This window comes from Winkia neuii subsp. neuii DSM 8576 (assembly GCF_000420405.1).
In the GTDB taxonomy this organism is placed as follows: domain Bacteria; phylum Actinomycetota; class Actinomycetes; order Actinomycetales; family Actinomycetaceae; genus Winkia; species Winkia neuii.
On sequence record NZ_ATUW01000002.1, the window covers coordinates 43,216 to 56,660 of the forward strand.

A 13,445-nucleotide genomic window follows, 5' to 3' on the forward strand; every position below is an offset into this window, starting at 1 on the left:
AAATACCGTGATTGGTAATTTATCGCATACACTTGCCAGGTGAGTACACAACTGAATTCCCCGTCAACTTCCATGGCTACCCCACCCGAAACACTCGCGGCAGCTACCCGCGCCATGAGTGGAAAGGCAAACGTGGCCAACTCGAAACCATCACACACGTTCCTACTAGCCATCGCAGCCGGAGCCTACATTGGGCTCGGATTCATCTTCTTCGCCACCGTACAGATGGGGGCTAGCGCGCTGCCTCTCGGAGTGGCAAAGCTGATGGGCGGTCTAGTCTTTTCTGTAGGTCTAATGATGGTCGTAATGACCGGGGCAGACCTCTTTACGTCGACAACAATGACTCTTATCGCCAAAGCCTCGGGCAAGCTCTCGTGGGCAAAACTTCTAAAGCACTGGGCAATTGTCTATGCGGGCAATTTCGTAGGGGCACTGCTCGTTGTAGCCCTAGCCTACTTCGGCAATCTCCAATCCGGCGGCAAGGGCGCCTTCGGGCAAATTATCGTCTCGACCGCCACAGCTAAGGTCTCGCACACTCCCCTGGAATGCTTCGTGTTGGGAATTGGCTGCAACCTACTAGTTTGTCTGGCCATCTGGATGACCTTCGCGGGCAAAACAGTGGCAGACAAGATCTTGGCCATAGTGGGGCCAATTTCCCTGTTTGTGGCCGCAGGCTTCGAACACTCGGTAGCGAACATGTTCATGATCCCCTACGGGTTAATACTTGGCGCAGGCGGGGAGCTAACGCTCGGCAACTTCCTTCTGGTCAACCTCATCCCTGTAACAATCGGCAACATGCTTGGCGGGGGCGTATTCGTAGGCCTGTTCTACTGGATAGTAAACGCACCAAAAAAGTAGCGTGAACCTTAGTGAAAAAGGCGGCCCGCGGGCCGCCTTTTTCACTCAAACTTTTGTTCTACTGTGTCACGCAACTGTTTATGCACTACTTTTCCGTGTTATTCCACGGCTTTCGAAGCGCCCCGAACAGGATTCGAACCTGCGACCTTCTGCTCCGGAGGCAGACGCTCTATCCACTGAGCTATCGGGGCCTACGGCCTAATACTGTACCAGCGCTAGGCCGCTAAACAGAAATCCGCTGATGAGCTAATGTTTGCGATCGTAATCTTCGAGTAGCCCGATCCGTCGAGCATGGCGCTCTTCCCCAGTGAAGGCAGTGTCGACGAAGGTGTCTGCTATCTTTATGGCCTGTTCCTGCGAGTGCATGCGCGCTCCAATTCCGGCAACCTGCGCATTGTTGTGCAATCTAGCCAACTGAGCCGTTTCTTCAGACCAACACAGCGCCGCCCTGATGCCCTTTACCTGGTTGGCTGCGATCTGTTCGCCATTGCCCGATCCCCCCAGAACGAAACCAAGAGAGCCTTCGTCAGCCAAAACAGCTTCAGCGCAGGCTTGGCACGTGGGTGGATAGTCGTCTGCAGGATCATAGGCCAGCGGACCGTGGTCCACTACCTCGAAACCGCGATCGCAAAAGTGGGTTTTCAACGCTTCTTTGAGTTCGAACCCAGCGTGGTCCGATGCAATGTGAATCCTCATGGCTAGACACTATCACCAAGAATTCTTCAGTGGATCGCCTCCTCCTCGAGCCCCTTGCGCAGGTGCTCAGAAATGGCCTGCTCTGCGCAGGCCCGCTCTAAAGCCGCCCTCACGTCAGCCCCCAAAGTAACCCACCGCTTGAGTTCGCCAGCCAATTCTTTGCGAGACAATCCCCCCGCTACGAAGCGCTTTACCGCCTCATCGGGGGAACCTGAACAACAGCCCGCCCTTGGGGAAGGGAGGCGTTTAGCAGAACGCAGCACTTGAGAAACGGAAGACTGCGACACCCCCAGCTCCTCAGCGAGCTGGGTTTGGTTCATTTGCCCAACAGCATTTTGAACTGCGCGCAAATAATCAATGTGGGCAACCTCCTCGGCTGCGCGCGCCCGTTTAGCCGCCGTGACAAGCTTCTTGTCAACCGGCTTTCTGATCCAAGGCATTTAGCCCTCCCACAAGTCCCTTTGGACCAATAGTTTCTTCAGAAGCGAGGGCGAATCTGTCATTAATCCATCGACCCCAGCGTCAATCATTTTCAATATAGTTTCTGAATCGTCAACCGTCCATACATCCACAAACAATCCGGCCTCGTGGGCGCGGGCAATAAACGTTGGGGTGGCTAATTTGACCGGCCCGTACGAGGGCGGAATCTGCACCGCATCGGCGATTCGCCCCACGTTCACGCCCAGCCCCAGACGAAGGCGGGCAATTTCGGGCATGGTGAGGGCGGTTTTTATAGCTCCTGCACGCCTCAACCGCTTTACAGTTGCAGACGAAAATGACACAAAGCGAACCCTCTCGAGCTGGCCGCGCGCTACAGCCAAAGCAGGCAGCGCAACCGGTTCCACCTTCGCGTCAACATTGAACTCCACATTGTCAAAGCGTTCTAGCGCCTCGGCAAAGCGCAGCAGCCGGCCCCCTTGCGGCATACGGAAATCAGCCAGATCGGCCCAATCTAAATCGGCAATATTCGCGTCAACGCCGTAAGTACGACGCAAGTTCGGATCGTGGTGGAGCACCACCTGGCCGTCTCTACTGAGGTGCGCATCTGTCTCGAGCCTCTTGTACCCCAGGTCGACCGCTCTAGCAAAGGCCTGCGCCGTATTTTCTTCGCCCTCTTTAGCCCCGCCGCGGTGAGCAAACGCCCTTAGCACGCGTCCTGGCCCACCGGAACTGCGTGATGCTCTTTCAACCAGGGCAACGGGTCTATAGGATCCTTGACCGGACGAATCTCGAAGTGCAAGTGCGGACCTGTGGAGTTACCGGTGGACCCCACCTGGGCAACCATCTGCCCAGCTTCGACCTTCTGCCCCACCTTCACCAATATGGACCCAGCCAAAAGGTGCATATAACCGGAGGAGAAAGTCTCGCCGTTTTCGAGTTTGTGCTCTATCTCGACGGTGTAACCACCGCCTTCAATCTCGGAGGCAGTCTTCACTATGCCGGGTGCAGTAGCGTAGACGGGAGTGCCTGAGGGGGCAGACATGTCAGTACCCTCGTGCAGCTTCGAAGTATGAAATAGCGGATGAGTGCGATAGCCAAAAGGAGAAGCTATCGAATAGGAATTAGCCGGCAGAGGCTCCACGATCGAGTCAGAAGTGGCATACACCGAACGTTCCCCTGAACTGGCATATTTGGCACTGCAGCGCCCTATATCTTTACTGGTGCGGACCCTGGCCACAGAGACGGGCGCGGCAACTGCGGTAAGTTGGGAAGTCGACTCGACTGCGGAAACGTTTGAACGCACTTTCGCCCAGGTGTCACCTGCGTGGTAGCCGGCTTCCTTAGGCATGGCAATTGACATGTCGGCGCCAACAAAACCCGAAAGCGGGGCTGCCACAGTGATTGCTCCCAGGGCACCTAGAACCGCAAGTCTGCGTCCCATCCCCTGCGGATGCCTGCGGCGCCTTTGAGCCTTCCTGCGCTCAATCCGACTTTCCACTGTTTCCCTTTCGCTCGAAACTGTCACATCACGAAACAATAACGTTTATATTACACGAAGGCATCGAAATGTTAGGCATTCTACAGACAGTTCTATTGGCGCTGGATTACGTCTCGTACTTCCCCAACCAATTCTTCCAATATGTCCTCTAGGAAGATCACCCCCACAATCTGGCCGTGATCTGCAACTTTAGCAAGATGCACCCCGGTGCGCTGCATAATTCGCAACGCGTCTTCGACCTCGTCCTGGGGGGAGGCGGTAGGTAAAGCCCTAACCCACCAACTAGGTATAGGGCGCTCTCGCTCAGGACGCGAATCGGCATTCAAAACATCTTTTAGATGCAGGTAACCCACATATTCGCCCTGCTCATTGACTAGAGGGAACCGAGAAAAACCGGTCTGCGAAACGACCTTCTCGAAGGCTGCAGGTGTAACGTCGACAGGCAGCGTAACCAGCCGCTGCGGCGGCACCATTACGGAACCCACTAGCTCCTCCGAGAATTCCAACGTTCCAGAAAGCAGGCCTAGGTCGTCATGCAACTTCCCCTCGGCCTCAGACAGCTCCACGATAGTAGCCACTTCCTCGGCAGTGAAGGTAGCGGCCACCTCGTGTTTGGGCTCAACTCCGCACAGCTTAATTACCCAGTTTGCAAAATGATCCATCCCCTCGACGATGGGGCGAACCAAGCGCGCCAATTTGACCAAAACCGGAGCCATGATCAACACCATCTTCGCGGGAGCAGACACCGACAGATTCTTGGGAATCATCTCGCCTACCACCACGTGCAGGTACAACACGACCAACAGGGCTACAACCACTGCCACTAGGTGCGAGGTAGCTGCCGCAAAACCAAAACGGGAGAGCAGCGGGTGCACCGCCCTGGCGATAGCCGGCTCCGCTACGGCCCCGAGCGCAGTAGAAGCCAGCGTTACCCCCAACTGGCACACGGCCAGCATTAGCGAGACGTGCTCCAGAGCCCACTGCGCTGCCTTGGCTCCTGCCCTCCCCTCTTCGACCAGGGGGTCAATCTGGGATTTTCGCGAAGACGTGACAGCAAATTCTGCGCCCACAAAGAAAGCATTCACCAAAAGTAGTATTGCGGCAATTACCATGCCAGTACCGATACTCATTCGCCCTCCCCGGGAAGCTGGGTAACGAGCACCTGCTCGACGCGTCGACCGTCCATTTTTGTAACCTGCAGACGTACCCGGTTCACGTCCACGTAATCCCCTTCAGCAGGTATTGCCCCCAGACGATACATTATGAGCCCCCCGAGGGTGTCGTAGGGGCCGTCGTCTGGCACCCTGATCTTCGTGTAGTCGTGCAATTCGTCTGGCCGCAGCCCACCCGCCGCATACCAGCCGTCAGAACCCGCAATTCTAATGCCCCGGCGTTTGGGATCGTGTTCGTCTGCTATCTCGCCGACTATTTCTTCGACAATGTCCTCCAAGGTCACCAACCCGGAGGTGCCTCCGTATTCGTCAACTACGATAGCCATCTGCAGGCCCTCTTCGCGCAACTGCACCATCAGGGGAGCTAACTGAACAGTTTCGGGCACCCGCAATGCCTCGAACATGATCGATTGGCTGGTAACCGGCACTTCACCCCGCCTAGAAAATGGGACCGCAGCGGCCCTACGCAGGTGGGCAATACCTAAAATATCGTCACTGTCTTCGCCTATTACCGGAAAGCGGGACCGCCCCGTTTTGCGCGCGAGTTCAAGCAAGTCTTCCACTGAATCGGTAGCATCCAAAGAATCAATTCGCCCTCGATCTACCATAATGTCTGCAGCGGTAAGCCGCCCCATGCGCACAGACTTAGTGAACATCGAAGCCGTGGAGGTATCGAGTGTTCCTTCCTCGGCACTGTGCCGAACCATTGCTGCCAGCTCTGAGGCCGACCTCGCCGAGGACATCTGCTCCATGGGCTCGACCCCCACCGCCCGCAAAACTACGTTCGCCGAACCGTTCAGCAGCCAAATAAGGGGGCGAAAAACAAAGGTGAAAGCCCGCTGCAGCGGAGAAACAATGCCTGCCACCTGCAAGGTCTCCGCGAGCGCCAAATTCTTGGGAACAAGCTCGCCAAAAACCATTGAAAAAGCGTTTACAAGAACAATCGCCACTACCACGCCAGCTGTGGTCGAGAGCGCTACCGTGAGGCCCGCCGAGCGCAGTGAGCGCTCGACCATGTCCGCTACGGCCGTCTGAGTGGTGTAACCAAGCAAAATAGTGGTGAGGGTAATCCCCACCTGCGCTCCCGAAAGATGGGTGGACAAATGGTGCAGAGTTTTTGAAACGCTACCAGCCCGTTTGTCACCAGCTGCCGCCCTGCGGTCGACGGTTGCCGGATCTAGCGCCACTAACGAAAATTCGGAGCAAACAAAGAGCGCGGTCCCTACTGTCAGGACCACCCCCACTCCAATCATCAAGAGGTCATAGAGCATGTGGAAGTAGTCCGTCCAATCCTTTTATGCACATGATTTTCCATTGTAGTGGGCACGCGGGCGCAATGACATTCCAAAACCCGCTAAAAGCGTCTCGAAATCGAGAGGAAATGCTGTGAATTCTTCTTTCATTGCCTAGTCTTATCTACGAGAGGTTTCCTTAAAGTCCACATCGAGGTGTCACATGCCGGAAGAGCACAACGAGCAGGCCGCTACCAGCGACGTAATAGCCCAGATGCGAAAGCAATACGATTCAGATCCCAGTTCCGTGCCTTCCGATTGGCAGGAATATTTCAAAGCCGTCGACGCGTTAGACAAGGGCTCCCTAGGCTCCGAAGATAATCCCCCCTCACATGCAACAGACACAACCCGTTCCGATCTGCCACCTTTACCGCTTTCCAAAGTTGAGCCCCCAACCTCTCCCTACGCTGCCAACGCCTTGAAAGGAAACGGCGCGCTTTTGGGGACCCAAGCTGGTACAGACCAAGTTGAACGACTGCGCGGCGTTGCCGGAGCCGTAGTGAAAAACATGGAGGCCTCCCTGCAGGTTCCAACTGCCACTTCGGCACGGCAAATTCCGGCAAAAGTACTGATTGAGAACAGGGCTGTAATTAATAACCACCTTTCGCGCACTCGCGGCGGAAAGGTTTCTTTCACCCACCTAATAGGCTACGCGGTGGTAGAAGCACTTACGAAGATGCCCGCTATGAACGTCCGCTACGAGGAGGTCGACGGCAAACCGCACGTGCGTCGCTATGGTCACGTGGGCTTCGGCCTGGCAATCGACCTTCCGAAGAAAGACGGCACCCGCTCGCTTATGGTGCCTGTTATCCACGAGGCCGACATGCTTGACTTCCGCCAGTTTGTAGACGCCTACGAGGCGCTGGTAAAGAAGACGCGCGAGGGCAAGCTGTCTCCTGCCGATTTCCAGGGCGCTTCGATGACGCTCACGAATCCGGGAACACTCGGTACCACCCATTCTGTACCGCGACTAATGGCCGGGCAGGGAACCATCATTGGGGTGGGCGCCACCACCTATCCTGCCGAATGGGCAGGCGCCTCAGATGCTGTGCTGGCGCGCATGGGAGTGGGCAAGGTCATGTATATGACTTCCACCTACGACCACCGGGTGATACAGGGGGCCGGTTCGGGCGAATTCTTGCGTTTGGTAGAACAGAAGCTCACCGGTGCTGATGGTTTCTACGAGAGGGTCTTCCAGGCTATGGAGGTCCCCTATGAACCGTTCGTGTTCCAACGAGATTACGAGTATTCCCTCGAAACCGAGAAGGGCAAGCCCGCCCGTATTGCTGAGCTGATTCACGCCTATCGGTCGCGTGGGCATTTGGCAGCCGACACCGACCCGCTTGCCTACCGGCAGCGCCGCCACCCAGATCTGTCTTTGGCTAACTACGGCCTTACGGTTTGGGATCTAGATCGCCCGTTCCCCACGGGGGGATTCGGCGGGGCTGACAAAATGACCCTACGCGAAATATTGGGCCGTCTGCGCGATACTTATACCCGCTCGATGGGGATCGAGTATATGCACATTCAAGATCCTGCCCAGCGGGTTTGGCTGCAACGCCAAATCGAAACTCCCTACGAGAAGCCCTCTAAGGAAGAACAACGTCATATCCTTTCCACCCTTTCCCGAGCAGAGGCCTTCGAAACCTTCTTGCAAACTAAGTACGTGGGACAAAAGCGATTTTCGCTAGAGGGCGGCGAGTCCCTCATCCCGTTGCTCGACACGGCGCTCACTATGGCGGCACGCGAGGGTCTCTCGGACGCCGTCATCGGCATGGCCCACCGTGGCCGCCTAAATGTTTTGGCCAACATTGGCGGCAAGTCGTACGGGCAAATATTCTCGGAATTTGAGGGCAATCAGGATCCACGCACCGTTCAGGGCAGCGGCGACGTCAAATACCACCTGGGTACCGAGGGCGTGTTCTCAGTCGAGGACGGAGTTGCCATTCGCGTAACTATGGCGGCAAACCCATCCCACCTTGAGGCAGCTGACGGAGTACTCGAGGGGATCTGTAGAGCTAAGCTCGACAAGCTGGGGGCCGGCGACGACTACCCCGTGCTCCCCATTTTGATCCACGGCGACGCTGCCTTTGTTGGCCAGGGTGTGGTCTACGAGGTACTCAACATGTCCCAGCTACCCGCCTACCGCGTTGGCGGTACCTTGCACATCATTGTAAATAACCAGATTGGCTTCACCACTGGGCCGGCTTCGGGCAGGTCAACTCGTTATTGCACCGATATGGCTAGGGGTCTGCAGATTCCCGTCTTCCACGTAAACGGCGACGACCCTGAAGAGGTGGTACGGGCAGCCAAACTTGCCTATGCGTTTAGGCAGCAGTTCCACAAAGACGTAATCATCGACATGGTCTGCTATCGCCGCAGGGGCCATAACGAGGGCGACGACCCGTCGATGACTCAGCCGATAATGTACAACTTGATAAAGCAGCTGCCCTCGACCCGCTCGGTCTACACCCAGAACCTGATTGGGCGTGGCGACATCACCGAGCAGGAGGCCCGCGCTTCACTTGCTGAATATAACAACGAGATGAATGTGATCTTAAAAGAGACGCGCGAACACGGGTGGGCCCCTGCGGCTTTGGAGGTACCCGAGTCGCAACGCCCAGGCGCCGGCATGATGGTCGGCTGGGACACTGCTGTGCCCAGACAGGTAATCGAGCGCATTGGCGATGCCTACTTGCATCTCCCCGACGATTTCACTCCCCACCCCAAGATGAAGCAGCTTATGGAACGCCGTTACAAGATGACTCGGGAAGGTCAGATCGACTGGGGCTTTGGGGAATTGCTTGCTTTTGGATCCCTCCTTATAGAAGGTACCCCTGTTCGCATGTCGGGAGAAGACTGCAGACGGGGCACGTTTGTGCAGCGTCACGCGGTTTTACACGACCACGACACCGGGCGCGAATGGACCCCGTTAGACTATCTGACTCCCGACCAGAAGATGCTTTCTATTTTCGATTCTTCTCTGTCGGAATATGGCCCCTTAGCTTTCGAATACGGCTACTCGGTAGAACGCCCTGCAGCCCTAGTTTTGTGGGAGGCTCAGTTCGGTGACTTCGTCAATGGAGCCCAGCTAGTAGTAGACGAGTTCGTCTCCTCTGCAGAACAAAAATGGGGCCAGCATGCCTCGCTGGTGATGCTGCTGCCTCACGGTTACGAGGGGCAGGGCCCGGATCACTCTTCGGCACGGATCGAACGGTATTTGCAACTCGCTGCGCAAAACAACATGCGCATCGTGCAGCCATCTACCCCTGCCCAGCACTTCCATCTGCTACGCATGCAGGCCTACGTGCGTCCTCGCAAGCCTTTGATTGTGTTCACGCCAAAGCAACTGTTGCGCCTAGCTGCTGCCACTTCCTCAGTAGAGGATTTCACTAAGGGGCACTTCCAGGAAGTCATAGGCGAGGCCGAAGCGACGGTTTTGCGGAACGCGCAAAATGTGGAGCGGATCTTGCTAACGTCCGGCAGGGTGTATTACGACCTGATCAGGGAGCGCGCCAAGAGGGGCGATACCAGGACAGCTATTGTGCGTCTGGAACAATACTATCCGCTGGATCAAGAGGCACTGGCGCAGGCTCTCTCTCCTTTCCCAGTCAAGGCCGAGCTGGTGTGGGTCCAAGACGAACCCAAAAATATGGGGGCCTGGCCTTTCTTGGCAATGAATCTAGAGGAGGCTGGCACTGGCGGAAGGAAACTGACTGTCGTCTCGCGCCCGAGCTCGGCTGCGCCCTCGGCGGGTACTGCCAAGAAGCATGCCGAACAAAACAGGCAGCTTGTAGAAAGTGCTTTTAGGCGGTAAGTAGCTAGCTAATGCGCGATGCCCGGCAGGGTAGTTTCTTGCCGGGCATTGCCGTTTTGATCGGTAGAATATAGGGGTGGACACTCCTCAGAACTTGATTGTGATTGGCGACGAACTTGTGGCCGGAGCTGGCGATCCGCGCGCTCTGGGCTGGGTGGGCCGGGTTATGGCCCGTACAGAGGCGAGTAAGTTCATGCAGACTTACACTTTGGCGGTACCTCGGGAGACCTCTACGGAATTGTCTGCTAGATGGGAAGAGGAGGCCGCAAGGCGCTGCCCCAAGGGCTCGATTAACAGGCTGGTAGTCGGTTTCGGAGGGGCAGATATTCCCGCAGGGCTAACTTCTCCGCGGTCTAGGCTTTCCCTGGCGAACATATTAGACAAGGCAGCGGGGGCAAATATGCCGGCGTTTGTTGTTGGCCCTCCTCCCCTTCCGGGTATCGACGCTACGGGACTGGCAAAGCTAAACCATGCACTTTCCGATGTGTGCTCGCGGCGCTCGGTAACCTACGTAGATACGTTCATTCCTCTTAGCTCGCACGATGGCTGGCTTTCGGAGGTGAACCAATCCGCCTCAGGGCTGCCCGCGCAAGTCGGTTATGGCCTACTTGCCTGGCTGGTTTTGCACGCAGGTTTTGCTTCCTGGTTGGGGCTGGAATAGGAAAAATGCCACCCGGGCGGGTGGCATTTTTCTAACTTAAGTCCTTTAGCGCGCGTTAGTTAGGCGCCGCTTGTCCAAAGTCCTGCACAGCGCAGCTACCACGGCTCCGGAAAGGTTGTGCCATACCGAGAAGACTGCTGCCGGTAGGGCTGCGGTGGGGCTCATGTATTTCATGGCGAGTGTGGCAGCCAGGCCAGAGTTTTGCATGCCCACTTCGATAGCGGTGGTACGCTGGGCCGCCCTGTTCACTCCTGCGACCCTACCGGCCAGGTAGCCGAGTACGTATCCTAGGCAATTGTGCAGTACAACTGCAACGAAGACAATAGCTGCCGAGGACGCAATTTTTTCTGCTGAGGCCGCCACTACCGTCGAGGCAATGATCGAGATGGCAACCACCGACACCCAGGGCAATGCCGGTTCCACCTGTTTTACTGCGGAGGCGAAGAAGGCGCGCAGAATCAGGCCCCCAACTACGGGCACAAGCACGACCTTGACGATGGACAGGGCCATTGCCGGGGCACTAACCGGCATGTACTGACCGGCAAGCCATAGGGTCAGAAGGGGGGTGAGGACGGGGGCAAGTAGGGTCGAAACCGAGGTCATGGTTACAGACAGTGCCACGTCGCCGCGAGCGAGGTACGAAACCACGTTTGAAGAGGTGCCACCCGGGGCACAGCCGACCAGAACTACGCCGGCGGCAACTTCGGGGGAAAGGGAAAGGGTGTGCACTAGCACTACCGCCAGAAACGGCATCACAACGTACTGGGCTACGACCCCGAGTAGGACGGGCAGCGGGCGTTTGACAACCAACGCAAAGTCCGCGGGTTTCAGGGTTAGCCCCATGCCGAACATGACTAGGCCGAGTAGAAGATTTACCCATTCTTTGAGCGGGAGTACCAGTGAGGGGGTTGCATAGCCAACTACGCCGCCAATAATTACCAGAATAGGAAATCCTAGGGCAGCAATGTAAGCTGCGCGATCTTGTTTATTGCTCTGCGCATTAGTCTGCGGTGCTACTGCTTGTTTCGTAGCAGACATTTTCACTCCTATTCTGCATATTTCTGAGAATTGCGTTTGCTAGGCGCAAACGTTGTGAAAACTTTAAGTTCCAGCCCAGAAAACGAGAATATTTGTCCACTATCTGAACCACAATATAGATTAGCCCACTTCAACCGCCTTTCATCATCCCACCAAAGGCGTATAAGGCGGCCTCATAAAAGGAAAATTTCTAATAAATTCAGCAGACAATAACGTCATAATTGGTGCTCGCAGCCAAAACTGGTGGCTAGCACCGGAGCAATACCCAAAATTACACAAAAAAAGAGCCCCACATTCTGCGGGGCTCTAAAACTCAATTACTGAGGGCGTTTGCCATGGTTGGCAGGCTTGAACCTGCGATCCTTACGTTTGCGTCCACGCTTAGACATGGGACACACTCCTTCCGGGTCGACAACCAACCCAGTTTCGCATATCGAGGTCGGAAACCCAAGCCAAACATCTAATAGGATTGCGAAATAGTAATAGACATCCCATTTTCACCGTCAGAAGCGGCTATCGTTTGCACGATTCGCCCCCGCAGGCTAGGCGGAGCGCACTCGCAGCATTGCCGTGCCATCAGTGCTCTAAAGTCGCGTTCGGCCTGAGCGCGACCCGCGCAATGCGGACAAGCGCTAATATGGGCCGCTAATTTATGGATTTGCGCCGCAGTTAGTGTTTCGTCCACGAATTCATATAGCTTCGCCATCACTTCGTCACAGCGACAGTCGTCATTGTCACAGCCACAACTCACTTTTACTCCCCTTCCGCTACGTAGTTCGCCAGTGCCTTGCGCAGGCGTGCTCGGCCCCGGTGCAGCCGGGACATTACTGTCCCCTCAGGGGTCTCCATAATCTGGGCGATTTCTTTGTAAGAAAACCCCTCGACGTCAGCTAGGAACACGGCCATGCGATAGTCCTCAGGTAGATCCATGAGGGCATCACGCACCGTCCCCTCGGGCATGTTCGCCAACGCCTGTACCTCGGCAGAGCGCAGCCCCACAGAATCGTGGCTCGCTGCTTTTGCCAACTGCCAATCCTCTACCGCACCCGAATCGGTTGTAGGTGGCCGCCTGGCTTGCTTGCGATATTTGTTTATGTAGGTGTTCCGCAGAATTCGGAACAGCCATGCCCGCAGGTTTGTGCCAGGACGGTACTGGTCGAAAGACGCGTACGCCTTGACCATGGCATCTTGAACCAGGTCTTCGGCATCTGCCGGATTTCTAGTAAACCGCAAGGCCCCTCGATAGAGCTCGTCAAGGTGAGGAAGAGCATCCGTCTCAAAACGCTGGCGCCTACGCGCCAGAGTCTCTACAGGTGCCCTCTTAGTTGTTTGTGTCATCACCTGCCAGCCTATCGCAGCCCCTAGCTCAAATCTGCTTCAATAAGTAGTGAACGTACACGCCCTCGCATTTATTCCCACCCATTTTTTGGCCCATACGCTAGCGAAAAGACAGCGGGTGCGGTACCAATGTTTTATGAGCATTTTACGTACCTTCGCCCGCAGTCTAATCTCTACTGTTTTCGTTACCGACGGTGTGGACGCCCTCGTTCATACCGACGAACATGTAAATCGCTTCCGCGCGCTTGCACCCAAGCTTGAAAAATGGGGAGTCCCGCCAGTTTTAGATTCTGATGCCCGCATGGCAACCCGCGTTGCCGGGGCTGTAACTACCGCGGCTGGACTAGGCCTGGTGTTCGGGATTAAGCCGCGCACCTGCGCCCTAGTGCTCGCTCTGGCAAATCTTCCTATTACCGCCGTCAACTACCCGGTGTTGCTTGCCCCGTCCGCCAAACGGAAGCACAACCTCTCGATGGCTGTGACCCGGCTAGGCTTGACCGGCGGGCTGATTCTGGCCGCATATGACCGCGAGGGCGCCCCTTCGCTGGGGTGGCGCTACCAAAATTACAAGGCTCTGCGCGAGGCCGAGGCCAACGCCGCCGCGCAGCAGATAGCACAGATTGGGGATTAATTG

General features: G+C 56.2%; 14 protein-coding genes and 1 tRNA gene. 4 read left to right on the plus strand and 11 right to left on the minus strand.

Features of this window, described 5'->3' with window-relative positions:
* Positions 1 to 39: 39 nt before the first annotated feature.
* Complete coding sequence (locus tag G437_RS0101945) at positions 40 to 858, plus strand: formate/nitrite transporter family protein (protein WP_231782339.1); 819 nt, start codon at positions 40 to 42, stop codon at positions 856 to 858.
* Between the two features lie 118 nt (positions 859 to 976).
* Here G437_RS0101945 and G437_RS0101950 read toward each other — a convergent pair.
* The 7 genes from G437_RS0101950 to G437_RS0101980 all read right to left on the minus strand — a co-directional run bounded on the left by G437_RS0101950 (position 977) and on the right by G437_RS0101980 (position 5,936).
* Positions 977 to 1,049, minus strand: a tRNA-Arg gene (locus G437_RS0101950).
* Positions 1,050 to 1,104: 55 nt separating this feature from the next.
* A complete protein-coding gene (locus tag G437_RS0101955; protein ID WP_024330918.1) occupies positions 1,105 to 1,554 on the minus strand; it encodes a ribose-5-phosphate isomerase in 450 nt (149 codons plus the stop codon).
* A gap of 26 nt (positions 1,555 to 1,580) precedes the next feature.
* The gene (locus tag G437_RS10440; protein WP_024330919.1) at positions 1,581 to 1,994 is read right to left on the minus strand and encodes a helix-turn-helix domain-containing protein; all 414 of its coding nucleotides are present in this window, start codon (positions 1,992 to 1,994) and stop codon (positions 1,581 to 1,583) included.
* The gene (locus G437_RS0101965) at positions 1,995 to 2,705 is read right to left on the minus strand and encodes a glycerophosphodiester phosphodiesterase family protein (RefSeq protein ID WP_024330920.1); all 711 of its coding nucleotides are present in this window, start codon (positions 2,703 to 2,705) and stop codon (positions 1,995 to 1,997) included.
* Positions 2,699 to 3,493, minus strand: coding sequence for a M23 family metallopeptidase (locus G437_RS0101970; protein ID WP_141739491.1), 795 nt, complete (start codon positions 3,491 to 3,493; stop codon positions 2,699 to 2,701). The genes G437_RS0101965 and G437_RS0101970 overlap by 7 nt, the downstream gene beginning before the upstream one ends.
* Before the next feature lie 92 nt (positions 3,494 to 3,585).
* Positions 3,586 to 4,623, minus strand: coding sequence for a hemolysin family protein (locus G437_RS0101975; RefSeq protein WP_024330922.1), 1,038 nt, complete (start codon positions 4,621 to 4,623; stop codon positions 3,586 to 3,588).
* Positions 4,620 to 5,936: a hemolysin family protein gene (locus G437_RS0101980; protein ID WP_024330923.1), complete on the minus strand. Its 1,317-nt coding sequence runs from the start codon at positions 5,934 to 5,936 to the stop codon at positions 4,620 to 4,622. The genes G437_RS0101975 and G437_RS0101980 overlap by 4 nt, the downstream gene beginning before the upstream one ends.
* A 184-nt stretch (positions 5,937 to 6,120) precedes the next feature.
* Here G437_RS0101980 and G437_RS0101985 point away from each other — a divergent pair, with 184 nt between their 5' ends.
* A complete protein-coding gene (locus G437_RS0101985) occupies positions 6,121 to 9,774 on the plus strand; it encodes a multifunctional oxoglutarate decarboxylase/oxoglutarate dehydrogenase thiamine pyrophosphate-binding subunit/dihydrolipoyllysine-residue succinyltransferase subunit (protein ID WP_024330924.1) in 3,654 nt (1,217 codons plus the stop codon).
* A gap of 76 nt (positions 9,775 to 9,850) precedes the next feature.
* Entirely contained in the window at positions 9,851 to 10,435 is a 585-nt protein-coding gene (locus G437_RS0101990; RefSeq protein WP_024330925.1) for a GDSL-type esterase/lipase family protein, read from the plus strand.
* A gap of 45 nt (positions 10,436 to 10,480) precedes the next feature.
* Here the strand turns inward: G437_RS0101990 and G437_RS0101995 are convergent, their stop codons facing one another.
* The 4 genes from G437_RS0101995 to G437_RS0102000 all read right to left on the minus strand — a co-directional run bounded on the left by G437_RS0101995 (position 10,481) and on the right by G437_RS0102000 (position 12,811).
* Positions 10,481 to 11,473, minus strand: coding sequence for a bile acid:sodium symporter family protein (locus tag G437_RS0101995; protein ID WP_024330926.1), 993 nt, complete (start codon positions 11,471 to 11,473; stop codon positions 10,481 to 10,483).
* 317 nt (positions 11,474 to 11,790) lie between these two features.
* Positions 11,791 to 11,862, minus strand: a complete 72-nt coding sequence (locus tag G437_RS11635; RefSeq protein WP_391592316.1) for a 50S ribosomal protein bL37 — start codon at positions 11,860 to 11,862, stop codon at positions 11,791 to 11,793.
* Positions 11,863 to 11,933: 71 nt separating this feature from the next.
* Positions 11,934 to 12,224: a mycothiol system anti-sigma-R factor gene (rsrA, locus tag G437_RS11640; protein ID WP_081638879.1), complete on the minus strand. Its 291-nt coding sequence runs from the start codon at positions 12,222 to 12,224 to the stop codon at positions 11,934 to 11,936.
* A 2-nt stretch (positions 12,225 to 12,226) separates the two neighbouring features.
* On the minus strand, positions 12,227 to 12,811 hold the full coding sequence (locus G437_RS0102000) for a sigma-70 family RNA polymerase sigma factor (RefSeq protein ID WP_024330927.1): 585 nt from the start codon (positions 12,809 to 12,811) through the stop codon (positions 12,227 to 12,229).
* A 136-nt stretch (positions 12,812 to 12,947) separates the two neighbouring features.
* Here G437_RS0102000 and G437_RS0102005 point away from each other — a divergent pair, with 136 nt between their 5' ends.
* Positions 12,948 to 13,442 (plus strand): DoxX family protein, encoded by a 495-nt coding sequence (locus G437_RS0102005; protein ID WP_024330928.1) that lies wholly within the window; start codon positions 12,948 to 12,950, stop codon positions 13,440 to 13,442.
* Positions 13,443 to 13,445 lie beyond the last annotated feature (3 nt).

What these genes read in the sequence shown, in the direction of transcription:
- G437_RS0101995 (WP_024330926.1), bottom strand. Translation starts at nt 11,473, where the DNA reads ATGTCTGCTACGAAACAAGCAGTAGCACCGCAGACTAATGCGCAGAGC.
- G437_RS0102005 (WP_024330928.1), top strand. Translation starts at nt 12,948, where the DNA reads ATGAGCATTTTACGTACCTTCGCCCGCAGTCTAATCTCTACTGTTTTC.
- G437_RS0101955 (WP_024330918.1), bottom strand. Translation starts at nt 1,554, where the DNA reads ATGAGGATTCACATTGCATCGGACCACGCTGGGTTCGAACTCAAAGAA.
- G437_RS0101980 (WP_024330923.1), bottom strand. Translation starts at nt 5,936, where the DNA reads ATGCTCTATGACCTCTTGATGATTGGAGTGGGGGTGGTCCTGACAGTA.
- G437_RS0101975 (WP_024330922.1), bottom strand. Translation starts at nt 4,623, where the DNA reads ATGAGTATCGGTACTGGCATGGTAATTGCCGCAATACTACTTTTGGTG.
- G437_RS0102000 (WP_024330927.1), bottom strand. Translation starts at nt 12,811, where the DNA reads ATGACACAAACAACTAAGAGGGCACCTGTAGAGACTCTGGCGCGTAGG.
- G437_RS0101985 (WP_024330924.1), top strand. Translation starts at nt 6,121, where the DNA reads ATGCCGGAAGAGCACAACGAGCAGGCCGCTACCAGCGACGTAATAGCC.
- G437_RS10440 (WP_024330919.1), bottom strand. Translation starts at nt 1,994, where the DNA reads ATGCCTTGGATCAGAAAGCCGGTTGACAAGAAGCTTGTCACGGCGGCT.